The organism is Sphingomonas sp. BE123 (assembly GCF_031456015.1).
Lineage (GTDB): Bacteria > Pseudomonadota > Alphaproteobacteria > Sphingomonadales > Sphingomonadaceae > Sphingomonas.
The window spans coordinates 1,265,735-1,283,653 of sequence record NZ_JAVDTW010000001.1 but is presented as its reverse complement, the minus strand read 5'-3'; the positions used below and the strand labels follow the sequence as shown (position 1 = coordinate 1,283,653).

Annotated in this window: 15 protein-coding genes, 1 tRNA gene and 1 pseudogene; 6 read left to right on the top strand and 11 right to left on the bottom strand. The window is 63.4% G+C overall.

Going from position 1 to position 17,919, the window contains the following annotated elements:
• Positions 1-4 precede the first annotated feature (4 nt).
• Complete coding sequence (locus J2Y54_RS06420) at positions 5-1,201, bottom strand: zinc-dependent alcohol dehydrogenase (protein ID WP_310037913.1); 1,197 nt, start codon at positions 1,199-1,201, stop codon at positions 5-7.
• A complete protein-coding gene (locus J2Y54_RS06415; protein WP_310037911.1) occupies positions 1,201-1,806 on the bottom strand; it encodes an SRPBCC family protein in 606 nt (201 codons plus the stop codon). Before J2Y54_RS06415 ends, J2Y54_RS06420 begins: the two co-directional genes overlap by 1 nt.
• 171 nt (positions 1,807-1,977) lie before the next feature.
• Between J2Y54_RS06415 and J2Y54_RS06410 the strand changes: the two genes are divergently transcribed.
• Positions 1,978-2,274 (top strand): plasmid stabilization protein, encoded by a 297-nt coding sequence (locus J2Y54_RS06410; RefSeq protein WP_310037908.1) that lies wholly within the window; start codon positions 1,978-1,980, stop codon positions 2,272-2,274.
• A 3-nt stretch (positions 2,275-2,277) separates the two neighbouring features.
• Here the strand turns inward: J2Y54_RS06410 and J2Y54_RS06405 are convergent, their stop codons facing one another.
• From J2Y54_RS06405 to J2Y54_RS06380, 6 genes are read right to left on the bottom strand one after another with little or no spacing between them, the layout of a single operon-like run.
• Positions 2,278-2,649 (bottom strand): DUF202 domain-containing protein, encoded by a 372-nt coding sequence (locus tag J2Y54_RS06405; protein ID WP_310037906.1) that lies wholly within the window; start codon positions 2,647-2,649, stop codon positions 2,278-2,280.
• On the bottom strand, positions 2,646-3,161 hold the full coding sequence (locus tag J2Y54_RS06400) for a YetF domain-containing protein (protein ID WP_310037903.1): 516 nt from the start codon (positions 3,159-3,161) through the stop codon (positions 2,646-2,648). Before J2Y54_RS06400 ends, J2Y54_RS06405 begins: the two co-directional genes overlap by 4 nt.
• A gap of 59 nt (positions 3,162-3,220) precedes the next feature.
• On the bottom strand, positions 3,221-3,505 hold the full coding sequence (locus J2Y54_RS06395; protein WP_310037901.1) for a hypothetical protein: 285 nt from the start codon (positions 3,503-3,505) through the stop codon (positions 3,221-3,223).
• A gap of 2 nt (positions 3,506-3,507) precedes the next feature.
• Complete coding sequence (locus tag J2Y54_RS06390) at positions 3,508-6,039, bottom strand: cbb3-type cytochrome c oxidase subunit I (RefSeq protein WP_310037899.1); 2,532 nt, start codon at positions 6,037-6,039, stop codon at positions 3,508-3,510.
• Complete coding sequence (gene coxB / locus J2Y54_RS06385) at positions 6,036-6,965, bottom strand: cytochrome c oxidase subunit II (RefSeq protein ID WP_310037897.1); 930 nt, start codon at positions 6,963-6,965, stop codon at positions 6,036-6,038. The genes J2Y54_RS06390 and coxB overlap by 4 nt, the downstream gene beginning before the upstream one ends.
• Complete coding sequence (locus tag J2Y54_RS06380) at positions 6,962-7,348, bottom strand: c-type cytochrome (protein ID WP_310037895.1); 387 nt, start codon at positions 7,346-7,348, stop codon at positions 6,962-6,964. Before J2Y54_RS06380 ends, coxB begins: the two co-directional genes overlap by 4 nt.
• Between J2Y54_RS06380 and J2Y54_RS16180 the strand changes: the two are divergent.
• Positions 7,262-8,035, top strand: a pseudogene (locus J2Y54_RS16180) (c-type cytochrome); the annotation flags it as partial. The gene J2Y54_RS06380 and the pseudogene J2Y54_RS16180 overlap by 87 nt on opposite strands.
• Here J2Y54_RS16180 and J2Y54_RS06370 read toward each other — a convergent pair.
• A complete protein-coding gene (locus J2Y54_RS06370) occupies positions 8,004-8,681 on the bottom strand; it encodes a cytochrome b (protein ID WP_310037889.1) in 678 nt (225 codons plus the stop codon). The pseudogene J2Y54_RS16180 and the gene J2Y54_RS06370 sit on opposite strands and share 32 nt — an antisense overlap.
• Positions 8,678-9,409 (bottom strand): cytochrome c oxidase assembly protein, encoded by a 732-nt coding sequence (locus J2Y54_RS06365; protein ID WP_310037887.1) that lies wholly within the window; start codon positions 9,407-9,409, stop codon positions 8,678-8,680. The genes J2Y54_RS06370 and J2Y54_RS06365 overlap by 4 nt, the downstream gene beginning before the upstream one ends.
• Positions 9,410-9,500: 91 nt before the next feature.
• Between J2Y54_RS06365 and J2Y54_RS06360 the strand changes: the two genes are divergently transcribed.
• Both J2Y54_RS06360 and J2Y54_RS06355 read left to right on the top strand, forming a co-directional pair.
• Positions 9,501-11,918 carry a membrane-bound PQQ-dependent dehydrogenase, glucose/quinate/shikimate family gene (locus tag J2Y54_RS06360; protein WP_310037886.1) on the top strand — a complete coding sequence of 806 codons (2,418 nt, stop codon included), beginning with the start codon at positions 9,501-9,503 and terminating at the stop codon, positions 11,916-11,918.
• Positions 11,919-12,060: 142 nt separating this feature from the next.
• A tRNA-Thr gene (locus tag J2Y54_RS06355) sits at positions 12,061-12,130 on the top strand.
• Positions 12,131-12,252: 122 nt separating this feature from the next.
• Here J2Y54_RS06355 and J2Y54_RS06350 read toward each other — a convergent pair.
• On the bottom strand, positions 12,253-14,559 hold the full coding sequence (locus J2Y54_RS06350) for a sulfatase-like hydrolase/transferase (protein WP_310037884.1): 2,307 nt from the start codon (positions 14,557-14,559) through the stop codon (positions 12,253-12,255).
• A 194-nt stretch (positions 14,560-14,753) separates the two neighbouring features.
• Here J2Y54_RS06350 and J2Y54_RS06345 point away from each other — a divergent pair, with 194 nt between their 5' ends.
• Positions 14,754-16,541, top strand: a complete 1,788-nt coding sequence (locus J2Y54_RS06345; RefSeq protein ID WP_310037882.1) for an ABC transporter ATP-binding protein — start codon at positions 14,754-14,756, stop codon at positions 16,539-16,541.
• Between the two features lie 3 nt (positions 16,542-16,544).
• Positions 16,545-17,903 (top strand): glycosyltransferase family 1 protein, encoded by a 1,359-nt coding sequence (locus tag J2Y54_RS06340; RefSeq protein WP_310037880.1) that lies wholly within the window; start codon positions 16,545-16,547, stop codon positions 17,901-17,903.
• Positions 17,904-17,919 lie beyond the last annotated feature (16 nt).

Genomic DNA, 17,919 nt, shown 5'->3' with positions numbered 1-17,919 from the left:
GCTCTTACTCCGCTGCCATCTGGGTTTCCATGCCGGGCTTCAGCACGACCTTGGTCACCTCATTCTGGTTGTCGTGAAACATCTTGTAGCCTTCGGGCGCCTGCTCGAGCGGGAGGGTGTGGCTGATCAGGAAGGTCGTATCGATCTTCCCCTCGAGGATCGCCTGAAGCAGGCCGGGCATATAGTGCTGGACATGGGTCTGACCCGTCTTGAGCGTCAGCCCCTTCTCCATCAGCGCGCCGAGCGGAAACTTGTCGACAAAGCCGCCATAGACCGCAGGCATCGAGACCCGGCCACCCTTACGACACGCGATAATCGCCTGGCGGATCGCATGTGCGCGATCGGTGCCGAGGAAGGTCGACGCCTTGATCTGGTCGATCACATTGTCGACGAAGAAACCATGCGCCTCAAGGCCGACCGCGTCGATGCAGGCATCCGGCCCGATACCGCCGGTCATCTCCATCAGCGCTTCATAGGTCTTGCTGTCCTCGAAGTTGATCGTCTCGGCCCCGAAGCGCTTGGCGAGTTCGAGGCGGCGCGGGAAATGGTCGATCGCAATGACGCGCTCTGCCCCCATCAGGAACGCAGACTGGACCGCGAACAGTCCGACTGGCCCGCAGCCCCAGACCGCGACGGTGTCGGCAGGTTCGATCTGCGCATTCTCCGCCGCCATCCAGCCCGTGGGGAGAATGTCGGAGAGAAACAGGACCTTCTCGTCCTCGACCCCTTCGGGAATGACGATCGGACCGACGTCGCTGAACGGAATGCGGACATATTCCGCCTGCCCGCCCGAATAGCCGCCGGTCATGTGACTATAGCCGAACAGGCCCGCCATCGGCTGGCCGTACAGCTCCTGCGCGATATCCTGATTGTCGGCGGGCAGACCGTTGTCGCACGCCGAATATTGGTGCTTGGAGCAATGATAACAGGCGCCGCACGAGATGGTGAACGGCACCACCACGCGCTGCCCCTTCTGAAGCGTCGATTTTGGCCCGACCTCGACCACCTCGCCCATGAACTCATGGCCCAGAATGTCGCCCTTCATCATCGTCGGAATATAGCCATCGTAGAGATGCAGGTCGGACCCGCAGATCGCAGTCGCAGTGACCTTGATGATCGCATCGCGCGGGTTGAGAATTTCGGGGTCGTCGACCGTATCGACGCGGACGTCATGCTTGCCGTGCCATGCCAGTGCGCGCATCAGTTTTTCCCTTCTTCGAGCTGTGCGTGGCTACGAGCGCCGGTCGCAATCTCGCCGGTTTCCATGAGCTGCTTGAAGCGACGCAGGTCGCGGCGTGCCTGGATCGCAGGTTCGCGCTGGAACATCTTGGCGATCACCTTGCCGATAATTCCCGCAGGCGGATCGTAAAGAATGGTTGCGGTGACGATGGTGCCCCTGTCGCCCTGCGCGTCGCGAAAGTCGATCCGGCCGCTATTCGGGATGTCCGCGCCTTCCTCCGATTTCCAGGCGATTACCTCGCCGTCCTTTTCCTCGGTAATGGTCGAAGTCCATTCGACGGTCTTGCCGGCGGGTGCCTTGACCACCCAGCGTGAGCGCTTGTCGTCGAGCATCTCCACCTGCTCGACATTCTCCATGAACGTCGGAAGCTTGGTGAGGTCGCGCCAATAGGCATAGAGTTCAGCGCGTGGGCGATTGATGGTGACGGTGCGGCCAATCAGAGTGTCGGCACCTTCATTCGGCGCAACGACCAGATTGTCGGTCGCGGCATCCACTGCGGTGGACGGGTGTTTCGAGGACGCGAGCGGGGCATCGCCCGCTCGGGCGGGATCGATCGTATCTGCCATGGCTGATCCTTGCTGAAAGGGTACTGCGTCAACGAGGCAGTCGGCAGGAGCGTTCCCCGGACGCACTAGAAAATGCTTGTTCTAATATATGTTTGAGGTCCGAAATGGTTGGGAACCAAGCATGATCAAGATGCGCTTGAACGGTCGTCTAGCATCGACGGGAGAGGCATGATGCCCCAAGGCGACAAGGATAAATATACCGACAAGCAGAAGCGCAAGGCCGAGCATATCGAGGAAGGCTATGAGGATCGCGGTGTCAGCCACAAAGAGGCCGAACGCCGTGCCTGGGCAACGGTGAACAAGGAGTCGGGCGGCGGCAACAAGTCCGGCTCGGGACGCGGCAAGCGGGACAGCCACGAAAGCGCGCGCAAGGGCGGTCACAAAGGTGGATCGAACCAGAGTTCGGCCGAGCGCTCCGCCGCTGCGAAGAAGGGCTGGGAGACGCGACGCAAGCGCGGCAACGGGTAACGTTTACACCAAGATCCAGATTGCTGCGGCGAGCGCGGTAGTCGCGATCGAGAGCATCCATGCCAGTAGCCGAATGCGCATCGGCGAGAGGCTCGAAACCTTGTGCGCCTCCAGCTTGCTGATGATCCGGCACGCCCGCCGCTCGGCGGACAGGAACACGAAGATGGCGATCAGCAGGAACGCCGTCGCAATTCCCTTGGCGATCCAGACTGGTTCAAGCGTTCGAAAAAGCGCGTTGAACCCAAGGCCAAGACCGACCGCTCCCATCCCCGTGCGCACCCAGCCGGCGAAACTGCGCTCATGGGCAAGTACCGTCCGGTCCTCGGCGAGATCCGTCCTGTCCTCGGCCAGGTCGCTGCGCTCCTGCGCGCTCACGCGGCACCCCCTGCAATTGAACGAAGGGCCGATCGATCACCCGCGTCCGCCACCGCGACTACGCTGAAGCTGCCGTCGGTCTCGAGCACGACTGCCGCTACCTTGCTCAGGTCGCCCAAGCCCGAAGCGCGTATCGCGCAATGGATTTCAGACTCGGTCACGCGCTCCTTACGAAGTGCTCGCTGATCAATGGCACCATCAGTGAGCAATATGCGCGCTTGGGATTTCACAAGCCGTTCCAACCATCTGTAGCGAACAGCCAGAAACGCAATGATGAACTGGAGAAGGACGAGCACCGCAAAACCGATAACGCCTTCGGCCAGAGCCACGTCCTTGGTCAGCAGGATGGTTGCGAGGGTCGATCCCAGCGCGATGGTCACCACCAGATCGAACGCATTCATCTTGGCGAGTGTGCGCTTGCCACTGATCCGCAGGATCGTGATCAGTGCGAGATAGGCCGATGCGCCCAGCACCACGACGCGGGCAAGACCAGAAACGCTGTCAAAAAGCATCGCTCTCTCCCTCCACAATGTCTGACTAACGTGAGCAACGCTGTCCCCGACGCGACGGTTCAAATCAGGAGGGCGACAAGCCCCTGCCACAGGATCGCGACGGCACCGATGCCGACACCCCATAGGCCCACAGCCCGTATCCACCGGCTCTCGGCATCCGATGGGCAGCCTCGCGATGCGCGACGCGCAATGACTGCGGTAGCCGCGAGGCAGAAGATTGTGAGAAGGATCGTCAACCCGCGCGCCAGGTTCGTGGTAAGAAAGATGCTCCCCACCGCGTAGAGCGCGAAGAAATGGACGGCCCAGACCAGCAAGCCGCCGAGAAGAAGGAGCCAGCTTCGCATCGTCAGGCCCCGAACGCGCGGGTGAGGACTGTGGTCAACGCGCCCTGGCCTGCAGCATAGCTGACGAACAGGACGCAGAGATCGAGACTGTTGTTGCGCGGCCGAACGATCATCCCTCGGCTGTTCCGCGCTGCGATATAGCCAGCCATCAGCAAGCCGATGAATGCAAGCAGCCCGGTAAGCGTCAGGAGCATGTAGACGATCGCACCTTGGCCGCTCGCGTCGGGACGCAGGCCCGAGGCGTGCCAGAACGCGATATCCGCCCCCACCGCGGCCGCCAGCGCGACCGATCCGCACAGGAACAACACGCCCGGGGTCCAGAGCTGCGTCGCTTCACGCGCCAGCATCACCCGCGACCCGAGCGCGAGCCCTGCCGTCAGCGCATAGAGCGGAAGCGTTACCGCCGCTCCCTGCCATCCCGCAGGCGCGATCCAGAAAGAGGGCTGCACCCCATAAAGGTAGAGGAAGCTGAATACCGCCATCGCGAAGATCATGCCGATGACGATCAGCAGGATGACCATCGCCCACCAGCCATGGGTGCGCGGTCCGGTGACGTAAGTCGGCAGCATGATGCCCGCCCCGACGTCGACCTCCGCCTCCTTCACGACGCGGTCGGTATCCCAAAGCCAGCGCAACGTGCACAATATGGCAAGAACACCGGACACGAAGCCGGGGGTGTATGCTTGAACCGTCAACAGCAGGAAGAAGCCCGCGGTGAAGATCGCGGCGAGCAGTGGCCAGGGCGACGGACCGGGCATGATCTGCAGATATTCGGGCTCAGCCCGCAGCGGGCTCGTGATGAGCGTCTCGCGCAGTCCTGTCGGCGCGTTGGGGAGCAGATAGCGCCCCTGCTCGACATCCTCGCAGATCTTCGGATCGTCCCACAGCGGCTCGCGGCTACGCACCACGGGAATGCTGCGGGTCGAATAGAGCCCGGTCGGCAACCATTCGAGCGTGCCCCCGCCATAGACGTTGCCCGCATCGTCATCGACGGTGAAGCGGAAGTTTCGCGCGAGATCGACAAGAAAAGCCAGCACGCCCGCCGCAAGCACAAATGCTCCGACGGTTGAGATCATGTTGGTGACCTCCCACTCGCGCCCGGGAAGATAGGTGTAAACGCGCCGCGGCATACCCATCAGGCCGGTCAGGTGCATTGGCAGGAAGGTCACCTGCATGCCCACGAACATCAGCCAGAAGGCCCATTGCCCGAGCCGTTCACTGAGCGGCCGGCTGCTCGTCATCCCGGTCCAGTAGTAGAAAGCTGCGAACAGCGGGAACACCATCCCGCCGATCAGCACATAATGGAGGTGCGCGACGATGAAGTAGCTATCATGCGCCTGCCAGTCGAACGGCACCATCGCGACCATGACCCCGGTGAGCCCGCCGATGACAAAGGTCACGAGGCCACCGATCACAAACAGGGTCGGCACATTGTAACGGGGTTTGCCGACCGCAAAGGTCGCGATCCAGGAGAAGATCTGGATGCCGGCGGGCACGCTTACCGCCATGCTCGCTGCCGAGAAATAGCCGACCGAGATATTGGGCATCCCGGTCGTAAACATGTGGTGCGCCCACACCCCGAAACTGATGAAGCCGGTCGCGAGAAAGGCGAGAACGATGAGCGAATGGCCGACCAGTGGCGCGCGTGCCAGCGCCACCACCATCATCGATACCAGGCCCGAGGCGGGCAGGAAGATGATGTAGACCTCGGGATGGCCGAAAAACCAGAAGAGGTGCTGCCACAGCAGCGCGTCGCCCCCGCGCGTCGGATCGAAGAAGGGCCAGTTGAACGCGCGCTCGATCTCCAGCAGCAGTGTACCGAGGATGACGGCGGGAAAGGCGATAATGATCATCACCGCCATCACCAGCATCGCCCAGGCATAGACCGGCATCTTGGCGAGGCTCATTCCCGGCGCTCGGGTGCGCAGTACCCCAACGATGATCTCGATCGCGCCCGCAATCGCGCTGATCTCGATGAAGCCGATGCCAAGCAGCCAGAAATCGGCATTGATGCCGGGCGAGTAGGTGAGACTTGTGTAGGGTGGATACATGAACCAGCCGCCATCCGGGGCGAGGCCCACGAACAGCGAAGCGAAGAAGCACAGCCCGCCGACGAAATAGGCCCAGAAGGCATAGGCGGAGAGGCGCGGGAATGGCAGATCGCGCGCCGCCAGCATCTGGGGCAGCAGCATCACCCCGATCGCCTCGACCATCGGCACGGCGAACAGGAACATCATCACTGTGCCGTGCATGGTGAAGAACTGGTTGTAGGTCTCCTGCGGCAAAACGCCCTGCAACGGCAGCGCGAGTTGGACACGCATCACCAGCGCAAGGATGCCCGCCAGCAGGAAGAACAGAAACGCGGTCGCGACGTAGAAGAAGCCGACATAATTATTGTTGACCGCCGTCAGCAGTCCCCAGCCTTTGGGTGCGGCCCAGATCCGCTTGAGCTCTTCGACCTCGCCTTCGGGACGCGGCTCGCTGGTCGGAAAGCGGTCAAGCAGTGCCGGGTCGAACCCGGTCTCTGACCTCATTTCTGCGACTCGAGATATGTCGCAAGCGCCGTCAGTTCCTGTGCCGACAGCATCTTGTACGGCGGCATGCGGTTCCCCGGTTTGATCGCCTGGCTGTCGCCGATCCAACCCATCATTGTCCCGCGATTATTGGGCAGGATGCCAGCGCCAAGCGAACGACGCGACCCGACATGGGTAAGGTCCGGTCCGGCGCTGCCGTTGGCGTCGGTCCCGGCGATGCGATGACAGGCCGCGCAGCCCGTCGCGCGGAACAGAGCCGCGCCGTCCATCGCGATGGCGGGGCGAGGCATGCGCCGCGAGGCCAGCCATGCGTCGAAGTCCGCCGGGGTATGGGCGACCACGACAAAGCCCATCAAGGCATGCGGCCCACCGCAATATTCAGCGCATTGGCCGGCATAGACCCCAGGACTGTCTGCCTGGATCGGCAAGGTGTTGCGTCGGCCGGGGACCATGTCGAGCTTGCCCGACAGGCGTGGCACCCAGAAGCTGTGGATGACGTCGTTGGACTCAAGCTCGACCAGCACGGGACGACCGGCAGGGATGTGCAGCTCGTTTGCATCGAGCATGAACGGCTGCCCCCGCGCATCGAGATAGGCGACGCGCCACCACCACATCTCGCCGGTGACCCGCACCCGCATCGCATCGGGTGGCACAGCGGCGGTCAAGTTCCGGGTCAGGGACAACCCGTAGATCAGCAACGCGGACAGCACCACGACCGGGAACACGATACCGCCTGCCCATACCATCGTGGGACCGCCGAGCCGTGCTTTCAGTGCCGACCCACCAAACAGTGCGATCGACAATGCTGTCAGCACCACCGCGAACACCGCGACTGCCATTGCGATCAGTGCCCAGCTCAGCGTGGTGATCGAACCGGCATAGGGTCCTGCTGGATCGAACACGGGGATGATCGAGGCGAAATTCATCGCGTCGCCTCTCCGCTCGCGTAGAGATAGGCGGCGACGTCGCGCGCTTCGTCGGGCGTGAGTGGCATGGCTGGCATGCTTGTACCGGGAAGGGTCGCCGGTGCGTTGCGGACATAAGCAGCAAGGGTGTCAGGTCGATTTGGGAGGCGCCCTGCAATCAGCCCCTGCCCAGCAAAACCTTCGAGCGACGGCCCGGTGCGCCCCCTTGGCCAGGCAAGCCCCGGAATGGTGTGGCAGGCACCGCATCCCGCGCGCTCGATCGCGACAAGGCCGCGCGACGCGCTGGCTTCGGGCATATGCTGTTCCGCATCAGGCGGGGGCTTGCAGGCGCCCAGCACCAATATCGGCAACGCGAGTGGCAACAGGATATATGCGTCCGGCAACGATCCCCCTTTGCGATACGCCGCGGACGGCGTTTCACATCCGGAACCGTCGCCACACCCTGTCGGTTCCGTGGCCCGATGGATGTGCGTGTGTTTTCCTTATTGGTCACCATCGCCCTTGGCGGGTGCGGCACGGTCGAGCGGGGTTCGGCGGACCGGTTCACTAGCAGCGGCGAGTTGTTGGCGGTCAGCGGTGGCGACGCCGGTGCACGCAATGCCTGTATCACCTGTCACGGGATCGACGGACGCGGCAACGGTGCTGGCACGCCGCGGCTCGCCGGACTCGATCGCGGCTATATGGCGGCCCAGCTCGAAGCCTATTCGAGCGGTCGGCGGCGCCATCCCGAGATGGAATGGATCGCGCGCAAGCTGACCTCTGCGCAGCAGGACGCCGTCTCCGGCTATTATGCCGCCATGCCCTATCGGGCGGCGACCCAACCGATCCGCGGTACCATGGCCGCGCGCGCTCTCTATCACCGTGGCGATCGCGCACGCGGGCTTGCCGCGTGCGCGTCCTGTCATGGTGCGCGCGGCGAAGGCGTCGGCGCAGCCAACCCACCCCTCGCCGGGCAGCCTGCCGCGTATCTGACCCATCAGCTGGACCAGTGGCGGCAGGGTGCGCGCCGCAACGACCCCGAAGGGTCGATGCAGCGCATCAGCCGGGCGCTGTCTCAGAGGGAAGCCGCGGCTCTCGCGGCTTATGCTTCGTCTCTCCCCGGGAATCTTCCGCATCGGGTATCTCCGGCAACATCCCGCGAAGCACGTCGTGTCGATCCCAGAAATGGTGCTTCAGCGCAGCCCCGACATGGAGCGGGATCACCACCAGCAAGGTGATGACGAGCACCAGGTGCACGTCCTCCGCCAAATCCATGATCCGCCAGCGAGTCGTGAGCGGGAGCTGATCGAAAGGCAATTGCGGCCACGGGACCACACCGGCCAGATAGAGTGGGCCCGGCTCCGCGATCGAGGACCACATCACCCATCCGCTGAGCGGCAACCCGAAAAATGCGACATAGAAGACATAATGGATCGCATAGGCCGCCTGGGTCTGCCAGCCCTGCCTGTCGGCATCGTTGATGGGTCCGGGGATCATCAATCGCCAGCCAAAGCGCGCAAGTGCAAGCAGAAGGATCGGGAGCCCGGCCGCGCTATGCACCTGATAGGCGAGCAGCTTGTCGCCACCCGCCGGCAACCAACTGCAATAATAGCCCCAACCGAGCTGAAACAGCACGAGGAGTGCCATCACCCAATGAAAGGCGATCCCGACGGGCGAGTAACGGCTGCGTTCGGTATGCCCGCGCGCCCATTTGCGCAGCGCCCCCGCAATGCTCATGCCGCAGCCTGTTCGCGCGCAAGCCAGCGACCGAGCAAACTGAGCGCAGCGGCGAGATAAAGACCGGCTCCCGGAGCCCACATGATGAGGCCTGCGAGCTGCTGATCCTCGAGAGGGGGCAGGCCCCATGAAAGAGGCGCCAGAAAATGCGGCGCATAGAATGGTGCGGTGGAAAAGGTGAGCAGCGCACCAAGCAGCCCCATCTGCACCATGGTGGCGAGCAGTGCCGCGATCCCGCCGGTAACGGGCGCCGCCCGCACCGTGCGCCACAGAGCAAGCGCGGTCAGCAGCAGCGTGGACTGCATCGCCCAGTAAATGCCGTGATTGGACAGCGCCGCCTCATAGGCAGCTGGCACATGCCAGAGCCAGAATGTGACCGCGTGCACGCCCGTCCAGATCCCCCATCCGCCGGGGATGGGCCGGACCGGCAGAGCCAATGCCAGCAGAGGTGCGACAAGTGTCGTCAACGCAATGTGATGAACTGCACGGGCGGAAAACAGTGCGGACGTCAGCGCACAAAAGGGCGATACGAAGAGAATGGCCAGCAGCGCGACCGCAGCAAGCAGCATGCGGCGCTGAAATGGGTTCTCGCTCCCCCAGCGCCACCACAGGAGTATCAGGGCGAACAGGCCCAAGATCAGCAGCGGATCGATATTCCATCGCCCGGCGAGCTCCACCGGGACGGGGGCGATCCCGCAATAGGGAATCCAGGCGACTGGCGCGTCCATTCTCGGTCGACAACTGCCCCAATTTGTTTTGCCGGATACATCCGGAACTGATTGGGGCGGGGTCTGTTCCCTTTGCAACAGGAGGGACCGCATGCAGGAACACGCCGCCGCCCGTCCCCGCGTTCGATCGGTTTATGCCGCCATCGTGGGTGCCATCCTCGCAATTGCTGGACTCGTTCTCACGATCGGGGGCGCGTGGCTGAGCTTTCTTGGCGGCTCGCCTTATTACTTGATCGCAGGCTTCGGTTTGCTCGCTGCGGGTGTCCTGCTGATCCGCGGGAGTGTGTTTGGCACCTGGATCTATGTTGCGACATGGGCGCTTTCGATCCTGTGGGGCCTGTTTGAAGTCGGACTGGATGGCTGGGGTCTTGTACCCTTCGCCGTCGGCCCCACGATCCTGCTCGTCCCGGTCCTGCTCACGCTGCCTCTCTTGGCAGGCTATCGATGGCGCATCTCCATCGGCGCCTCCGGGCTCGTAATCCTTGCCATCTTGATGGCAGGTCTCGCAATCTTCCGGGTCAATCGCGCTGATCCGGGCAGGTTCCCGGGCGTGATCGCATCGACGGTTGCCGATCCCTCGCTGATGCGGGTTGGGACCGACTGGCCCGCTTATGGCGGCACCTATGCCGCTCAGCGTTATTCTCCGCTTGGCCAGATCACGCCGGACAATGTGGGCAAGCTCGAGCGTGCTTGGACCTATCATACCGGCGACATGCCGGAGGGCGATCCGAAAAACAGCAAATATGGCGCGGAGACCACGCCGATTAAGGTCGGCGATACCCTCTATCTCTGCTCAGCGACCAACATTCTGATCGCACTGGACCCTGCGACGGGGAAGCAACGCTGGCGCTACGATCCGAAGGTTTCGGATGAGTGGATACCCTATACTGCGGCATGTCGCGGGGTCGCCTATTATGCGACGCCCAATGCCGCAGCTGGGAGCGAATGTGCTGCCCGGATAATCGAGGGCACTCTGGACGGTCGCTTAATCGCGGTCGATGCGCGCACTGGCAAGCCTTGTTCCGGCTTCGGTGTGAGGGGCGCGGTTGATATCAAGCGGGGCATGGGCGCGGTGGAGCCGGGTATGGTTTCGATCACATCGCCTCCCACGATCGTGCGGGGCGTGATCGTGACCGGGCATCAGGTGCTCGACGGACAGAAACGCAGCGCTCCCTCCGGCGTCATCCAGGGATTTGACGCGGTCAGCGGGGAACTGCGCTGGGCGTGGGACATGGTGCATCCCGAGTGGAACGGCCTGCCGCCCGAGGGGCAGGAATATGCTCGCGGAACACCCAACATGTGGACGATCGCAAGCGGCGACGAGGCGCTGGGCCTCGTCTATCTGCCGATGGGGAACAGCGCGGTCGATTACTGGTCGGGCAGTCGCAGTCCGCAGGAGAATTCCTTCTCGACTTCACTTGTTGCGCTCGATGTCTCGACTGGAAAGCCGCGCTGGCGGTTCCAGACAGTGCGTCGCGACGTGTGGGACTATGATCTCGGCGCGCAGGCGACTTTGGTCGATTTTCCAACTTCGCGCGGTGCGGTTCCCGCGCTGATCCTCCCGAGCAAGCAAGGCGACATCTATGTCCTCGATCGGCGTTCCGGTCGCCCGCTGTTCCCGGTACAGGAGCGCGCGGTACCGCGCACCGGTGTCGAGCCGCGGCTGCGCAGCCCGACCCAGCCCTTCTCAAGCTACCACACGCTTGCTTTTCCAGCGCTTGAGGAACGCGACATGTGGGGCATGTCGCCGATCGATCAGATGGTCTGCCGCATCCAGTTCAAGCGGGCCGCATATGACGGCCCCTACACTCCACCCACGGCCGACAGGCGCTTCATCCAGTATCCCGGCTATAATGGCGGAACCGACTGGGGCGGCATCGCGGTCGATCCCGTGCGCGGCGTGATCGTCGCCAATTATAACGACATGCCGAACTATAATCGGCTCGTCCCCCGCGCGGACGCCGAACGTCAGGGCTTTCCCCCCCCACGCGGTGAGGAACCGACAAAAGCTGGCGACACGGGCGAAAGCGGCCATGGTTCGAAAGATCCACAGGCCGGGACGCCTTATGCCATCGCGGTCAATCCCGGATGGCGCTTGCCCCTTACTGGCCTGCTCTGCAAGCGCCCGCCCTATGGCGGCATACGCGCGATCGACATGCGGACGGGCCAGACGATCTGGGATCGTCCCTTTGGAACTGCACGCCGCAACGGCCCATGGGGCATTCCATCAATGCTCCCAATCGACATCGGCACCCCGAACAATGGGGGCGCCGTCGTTACCGCCGGAGGCCTGATATTTATCGCCGCGGCGACCGACGATTTGATCCGCGCCATCGACATCCGGACTGGCGAGACGCTTTGGCAGGATACGCTTCCCGCCGGAGGTCAGGCGACACCATCGGTCTACGAGGTCAACGGCAAACAATATCTGGTGATCATGGCCGGAGGGCATCACTTCATGGAGACGCCTATCGGCGACGCCATGATCGCCTACGCACTGCCCGACTGATTGCCGGGCGTCCGGAGTCAGCCACCTCCGAACCTCGTGTTGCCGCTTGTGACGGAAAAGTCTCGGTATCGCACTGGTATCGCAAATGGGTTCAAAACGTCCGGATATAGTGCTGAGACCTCTTCGAAACTCACGGTTTCCCGCCATTTTCTGCAGGGCAGCGCGCATTCGTAATGCGGGGGTCACAGGTTCGAGTCCTGTAAGCGGCACCATTTAGCGCAAAAGCCGTTGTCAATGGACGAGGCCGAAACCGGAAACTCGTCCCGGACCGCCTGCGCTGCCCGCAGATCTCGAAAAATCTCGCGCTATTTGCAGCGTCCGGCAGCGCCTGATCTCAAGCAAGGTCGGCGACCGCGATCTGGGTGATGAACAGCCCCAGACAGATGCCGCTGAACCCCTTTGGCTTGTGCATGCGCACTTCAAGCGCCTCGACCGGCGCGTTCAGGTCGAACGTGATCGTGGCGCGTTGGCGATCCGCGAGCGCCGTGATCGTTGTCGCTGCGATGTGCGGGTGATCGCAGGCACAGACATCGAGCACGAACGGGCGCATCCGTACACCCGGGGCAAAGACCAGCGTCGCGACATATCGACCCGCTGTCAGCGCGACATACGGGCCATAGAGCATCACGCCCGACTCCGATCGGCGCAGGCGAAAGCCGCTCGCGTCCTGTCGGGCGCCGGCAAAGTTCAGACGTCCGACCGGCGGATCCGATGGCAGGATATCGTGTCCGAAAAAGCGATCATAGCCGCCCGCGGCCGGTGCGGCGCGCGCGATAGCGGGGGGCGCGGCAACGGGTCGCTCCAGTGACAGCGCGTTGCGGTTGCGCAGCTTGTCGCGAAATACGCCCGCGATGGTCGTACGCACCACCGGCTCGGTCATCGCCGCGGTCAGCAGCGCATCGGCCACCGGGTACAGCGCGCGCGGCACCGGCTGTCCCATCTCGTCACAGCACAGCGTGGTTCGCGTCTGGTAGTCGATGCACAGTCGCATGTCCTGTCGCGCCACCATGGCTGCGCCAAGCGGCCAGCTACGCCAGCTGTTGACGGTCAGCGTATAGTGGACCCGATCCTGTGGCACCGCCTGCTTGGTGAGGTCATAGCCGCGATAGCCGGTGGACCCGCCGGCGTCGGGAGCAAGCTCGACTTCGAGCAGCGATGCGACGGTTGGCGCAATGTCGATGGTCGATACCAGCCGCGCCATGTTGGCTTCCAGACGCGCGCGGCGTTCGGGGTGCAGGCGTGCGGGCGGCTTGATCGCGAACAAGGGGCGCGTGACTGGCCGTGTCAATCGGGTGAGCCGCGATGTTGCCGCGCCAATCGCTGCGGCGTCAGTGCCGGAGGACTCGCCATGATCGCCCACGGTAACGATCAGCGTGTCGTCGTAGCGCCCGGTCTGGCGCAGTGCGTCGAACACGGTGCGATGCGCCTCCGCGACAAGATAGGCGGCCCGCTCCCGGCGGTCGGTAATATGGTCGGGTATCGGCAGCGGACTGTCATTCTGGAACGGCAGGTGCAGTGCATAGGTGTACAGGACGATGAACAACGGCCCCTGCGTTTCCAGGATGCGGTCGCGCAGCAGCGATGCCATCAGATGGTCATCGCATCCGAGTTCGTGCGCGTAGGGCAGGCCGGTCGTCTCAGGCGTCGCCAGATGGTCGATTGCACTGGCAGGATTGTCGTGCCCGAAAAACGCCTCGAAATTCGCCCATCGCAGCGTCGATGCCGAATAGAACAGGGTCGTCATCCCGCGTGCCTTTGCGAGATCGAAGATAAACGGCATCTGGTGCAGACGCGCGGTACTCTCCTCCGGGGCGCAGCCGGTGAACAGGCACGGTACGGCAATGTCGGTGCAGGAACTGGGCGTGACCGGGTCGATCGGGCGCAGCCATTCCGCTGCGTCCGGGCTGGCCGTGCGGATCGCATCGATCAGATCGACGCCGCCATGACAGGTGACATCGGCGCCCGCCGATTCGTTGAGGATGATCAGGACGTGGCGCGCTGCATCGGGCGCGGCCGGGCGCCGCACAACGGCATGGTGCCGGTCCGCAAACGCCAGCGCCCCGGTCGGTAGTGAACTCTGCTCGGTCAGGAACTGAAGCTCGGCGCCGCGGACCTCGGTGCTGCCGTGCGCGCGGCGCGCGGCGACGTACGCACCGCTCGCCAATATCCCCAGCGCCGCTGCCAGCCACAGCAACCCATCGGGCGCCGCGGCGCAGATGGCCATGATCGCCATCGCCCCGCTCACCAGCAGGATCAGCGTATCGAACGGCAGATAGCTTCGGGTAGCGCGCAGGATGTTGCGCGTTGCGCCGGCCTCCGCCGTGATGAACGACATGTGCCGGACCACCTTGAACAGCGGCAGGCCGAGATATTTCCACGCCATGAGCACCGCCATTTCGACCATGGCCCAGATCAGGCCGGCGCCGGCGGCGAACAGGATGGCACGGGGTGCGGTGAACATCTGGGCCAACAGGCCAACCGACGCGACCAACAAGGACAGCCGTGCTGCCCGTCCGGCGAGGTGCATGCGCGCTTCGCGGATGGCGTCAGCATCGGGTCGATAGTGACGACCCCATGCGACATGACCGATCATTGCAAGGGTAACAACCCCCGTGGCCGAGAGGAGCAGGTCTGTCAGCATCGGCTAGAACGTCGGGTCTCGAACTGGCACGCGCCAGGCCGCGTGTATTGGGTATCCCTGTCGTTGACAGCGATCGTGCGCGGCCATACGAGCGCTCTCCTTTTGATTCAATCCCTTGATCGCCGCTGATCTAGGCACGGCCGCACACACGCGGGGCTGTCCGAACCGCGATCAAATCTCGACTGGCCTTTCCGATGCTCCGCTCATGGCTTGACGCCTATGCCATTCTCTCGCCACGCAAGCAGCGGCAGGCGTGGCTGATGCTGGGGATCCTGGTGATCGCATCGCTGCTCGAAGTTGCGGGCGTCATTTCGATCATGCCGTTTCTGCTGGTGCTGGAAAGCCCGGCGCTGGTCGAAAGCAACCGGGTCGTCGCCACCGTGTTTCACCAGGGGGGCTTCGGCTCGTATCACGCCCTGCTGACGGCGCTTGGTATCACTTCTTTTGTTCTGCTCCTGCTCGCTGCGCTCGTCCGTCTCGTCGCGCTCTATGGCCTCAACAGCTATATTCATGGCTGCCGGCTGGATATCAGCTGTCGGCTGTTCGAAGCCTATCTGCGACAGCCCTACGGATTTTTTCTTGCGCGCCACAGCGGCGACATGTCGACGATGGTGCTGAGCGAGGTCGACGCATTCGTCGACAATGCCTTGATGCCGATGGCGCAGATCGTCAGTTCAGCCTTCGTCCTTGCCATATTGGTGGTGCTGCTGGTCGCGATCGATCCGCTGACCGCAATCGTCGCCTCATTGGTGATATCGATCGTCTATTTGTCGATCTACCGGGTCAGTCGCACGCGGATTGCCCGCAGCGGCGCTGACCGGATGGAGGCCAACGGCAAACGGTTCGAGGTTGCGAGCGAGGCCTTTGGCGGGATCAAGTCGATCAAGGTGATGGGGCTTGAGCCCGTCTATCTGACGCGGTTCCGCCTGCCGTCGCTTGTCGCCGCGCGCAGCATCATCCTCAACACCACGCTGAGTCAGATTCCGCGCATCGTGGTGGAGGCGACGGCCTTCGGATTCATCATCCTGCTCGCCCTGACATTAACGTTGCGCCGACAAGATCCGAATGACGCTGTGCTGCCGCTGCTGGGGCTTTATGCCTTTGCGGGATACCGGATGCTGCCTGCGGTGCAGGCCATCTATCAGAACTTCAACAATATGCGTTTCGGGGAGGCGGTAATCGCCAAACTCTACGCCGATATGCGCCTTTGCCGTGTCGACGCGCACGACGCGGAGGCCGTGCCAGCCCCCCTGCTGAAGCACGATCTGACGCTGGAGGCGCTATCCTATGCCTATCCCGATCACGGCGGGCTGGCAGGACAGCGGGCGGGGATACGCGATATCGATCTGACGCTGCTCGCCGCACAAAGCCTGGGCATCATCGGTACGACGGGCGCGGGGAAGACGACTCTGGTCGACGTCATCCTGGGGCTGCTGGTGCATGACACGGGCCGGATCCTTGTCGACGGCACTGCGATCACCGATGCCAACCGGCGGGCGTGGCAACGCAGGATCGGCTACGTCCCCCAGGACATTTACCTCAGTGCCAGCAGCGTCGCGGAAAACATCGCATTCGGGGTCGATCCGGACCAGATCGATCATCGCCGCGTCGTCGACGTCGCGCGGATGGCGCATATCGACGCCTTTATCACCGCGCATCTCCCGCAGGGCTATGCCACCGCAGTGGGCGAGCGGGGCATCACCCTTTCGGGCGGCCAGCGTCAGCGCATCGGCATTGCCCGCGCGCTGTATCACGATCCCGATCTGCTGGTGTTCGATGAAGCCACCAGCGCGCTCGACAACGACACAGAAGCAGTCGTGATGGATGCGCTCAACGATCTGGCGGGCAAGAAGACGATCATCATCATCGCGCATCGATTGACCACCATCGCGCGCTGCAATCAGGTCATCCGCCTGGAGCAGGGGCGGGTGGTCGGACGAACCGTGGCGGGTCGCGATGTCGCGTGCGTGGAGGCGGTGTAACCGGTGACAATCTGGCTCCACATCACCGCATCCTATTTCTGGTCGCGTCCCCCGGTCGGGGTGATCCGTGTCGAGCGCGAGCTGTTCGCGGCGCTTGACCGACTGGGCGAAGCGCAGCTCCGCTACTGCATCTTCGTGCACGGTGAGCTGTATGAGGTCGATCGCGCGGCGCTCGACTCCAATCCCGTGGCCACCGAACCGCCCAAGCCGTTGAAACCGTGGGCGATCATGCGGACCGCAATGTGGGAGGGGCTCAAGGCAACCATCTACGCGCTCGCCCGCGAAAGCCGTCGCGTCGACAGCGCGCTGGAATGGGTTCAGTCGGTCCGACGCCAGCAGGCACATCGGCGGATCCGTCGTCCGCGATTGCCGGTGGCCGAGATTGCGCCCGGCGACACGTTCCTGACGGTCGGGATCGACGCCACGCTCGATTACGCAACCCTGTTCGATACGGTCGCCAACAGAAACGGTGCGCGGATCGTCGGCTTTTGCCATGACATTATTCCGGTCCTGTTCCCCGAATTCTGCGGGCGAGGGTCGAAGGCGGAAATGTCCGCTTATTTCGCCGCACTGATCCGCGCGAGTGCGCTGCTGTTCTGCAACTCGGCGGCCACGCGGGACGACCTGCTCGACTTTGCAGAGGATCACGGATTGCATCCGCCTCCGATGGCGGTGGTGCCCCTGGGATGCAGCCTGCCCGCCGAAGGCGAACTGATGCCGCATGAACGCGCCCAGTTTCCGGAGGGTGACTATGCCCTGTTCGTGTCGACCATCGAACGGCGCAAGAACCACCGCCTGTTGTATGACGTCTATGCGGAAATGGCGGATGATCCGGAGTTTGATCGTCTGCCCACCATTTGTCTGGTCGGGATGCACGGGTGGCGCGTCACCGACCTGCTCGAAGACATCGCGCTCAATGAAAAGGTGCGCGGAAAATTCCTGTTCCTGACTCAGGTGTCGGACGCGATGCTCGCGCGCTTGTATCGCGACGCGCTATTCTGTGTGTATCCATCGCATTATGAGGGCTGGGGGCTGCCCGTTTCGGAAGCGCTTGCGTTGGGCAAGGCGGTCATCGCGTCGGACGCGGGGGCTTTGCCGGAGGCCAGCGGTGGGTGCGCGCTCCACCTCAGCCCGTACGACACGCGCGCATGGCGGGATGCCATCGTGCGGATGGCGCGCGATCCGGGCTGGCGGGGCGCGTGGGAACAGCGCGCGCGCCGCGATTTCAGGCATCATGACTGGGACCATGCGGCGCGGATCGTCATCGACACGACGAAACAGCCCGCTGCGCGCGCGTGCCTGGATCGTGAATGTGATGTTGCTGTCCGTTCGCCGCTCCAGCTGTGCCACTGCGCAGAATGACACTGAGATGGCTGCA

Excerpts from the sequence above, each read along its gene's own strand:
- J2Y54_RS06415 (WP_310037911.1), bottom strand. The coding sequence starts at position 1,806 with ATGGCAGATACGATCGATCCCGCCCGAGCGGGCGATGCCCCGCTCGCG.
- coxB (WP_310037897.1), bottom strand. The coding sequence starts at position 6,965 with ATGAATTTCGCCTCGATCATCCCCGTGTTCGATCCAGCAGGACCCTAT.
- J2Y54_RS06420 (WP_310037913.1), bottom strand. The coding sequence starts at position 1,201 with ATGCGCGCACTGGCATGGCACGGCAAGCATGACGTCCGCGTCGATACG.
- J2Y54_RS06400 (WP_310037903.1), bottom strand. The coding sequence starts at position 3,161 with ATGCTTTTTGACAGCGTTTCTGGTCTTGCCCGCGTCGTGGTGCTGGGC.
- J2Y54_RS06395 (WP_310037901.1), bottom strand. The coding sequence starts at position 3,505 with ATGCGAAGCTGGCTCCTTCTTCTCGGCGGCTTGCTGGTCTGGGCCGTC.
- J2Y54_RS06390 (WP_310037899.1), bottom strand. The coding sequence starts at position 6,039 with ATGAGGTCAGAGACCGGGTTCGACCCGGCACTGCTTGACCGCTTTCCG.
- J2Y54_RS06365 (WP_310037887.1), bottom strand. The coding sequence starts at position 9,409 with ATGGACGCGCCAGTCGCCTGGATTCCCTATTGCGGGATCGCCCCCGTC.
- J2Y54_RS06350 (WP_310037884.1), bottom strand. The coding sequence starts at position 14,559 with ATGCTGACAGACCTGCTCCTCTCGGCCACGGGGGTTGTTACCCTTGCA.
- J2Y54_RS06410 (WP_310037908.1), top strand. The coding sequence starts at position 1,978 with ATGCCCCAAGGCGACAAGGATAAATATACCGACAAGCAGAAGCGCAAG.
- J2Y54_RS06345 (WP_310037882.1), top strand. The coding sequence starts at position 14,754 with ATGCTCCGCTCATGGCTTGACGCCTATGCCATTCTCTCGCCACGCAAG.
- J2Y54_RS06370 (WP_310037889.1), bottom strand. The coding sequence starts at position 8,681 with ATGAGCATTGCGGGGGCGCTGCGCAAATGGGCGCGCGGGCATACCGAA.
- J2Y54_RS06360 (WP_310037886.1), top strand. The coding sequence starts at position 9,501 with ATGCAGGAACACGCCGCCGCCCGTCCCCGCGTTCGATCGGTTTATGCC.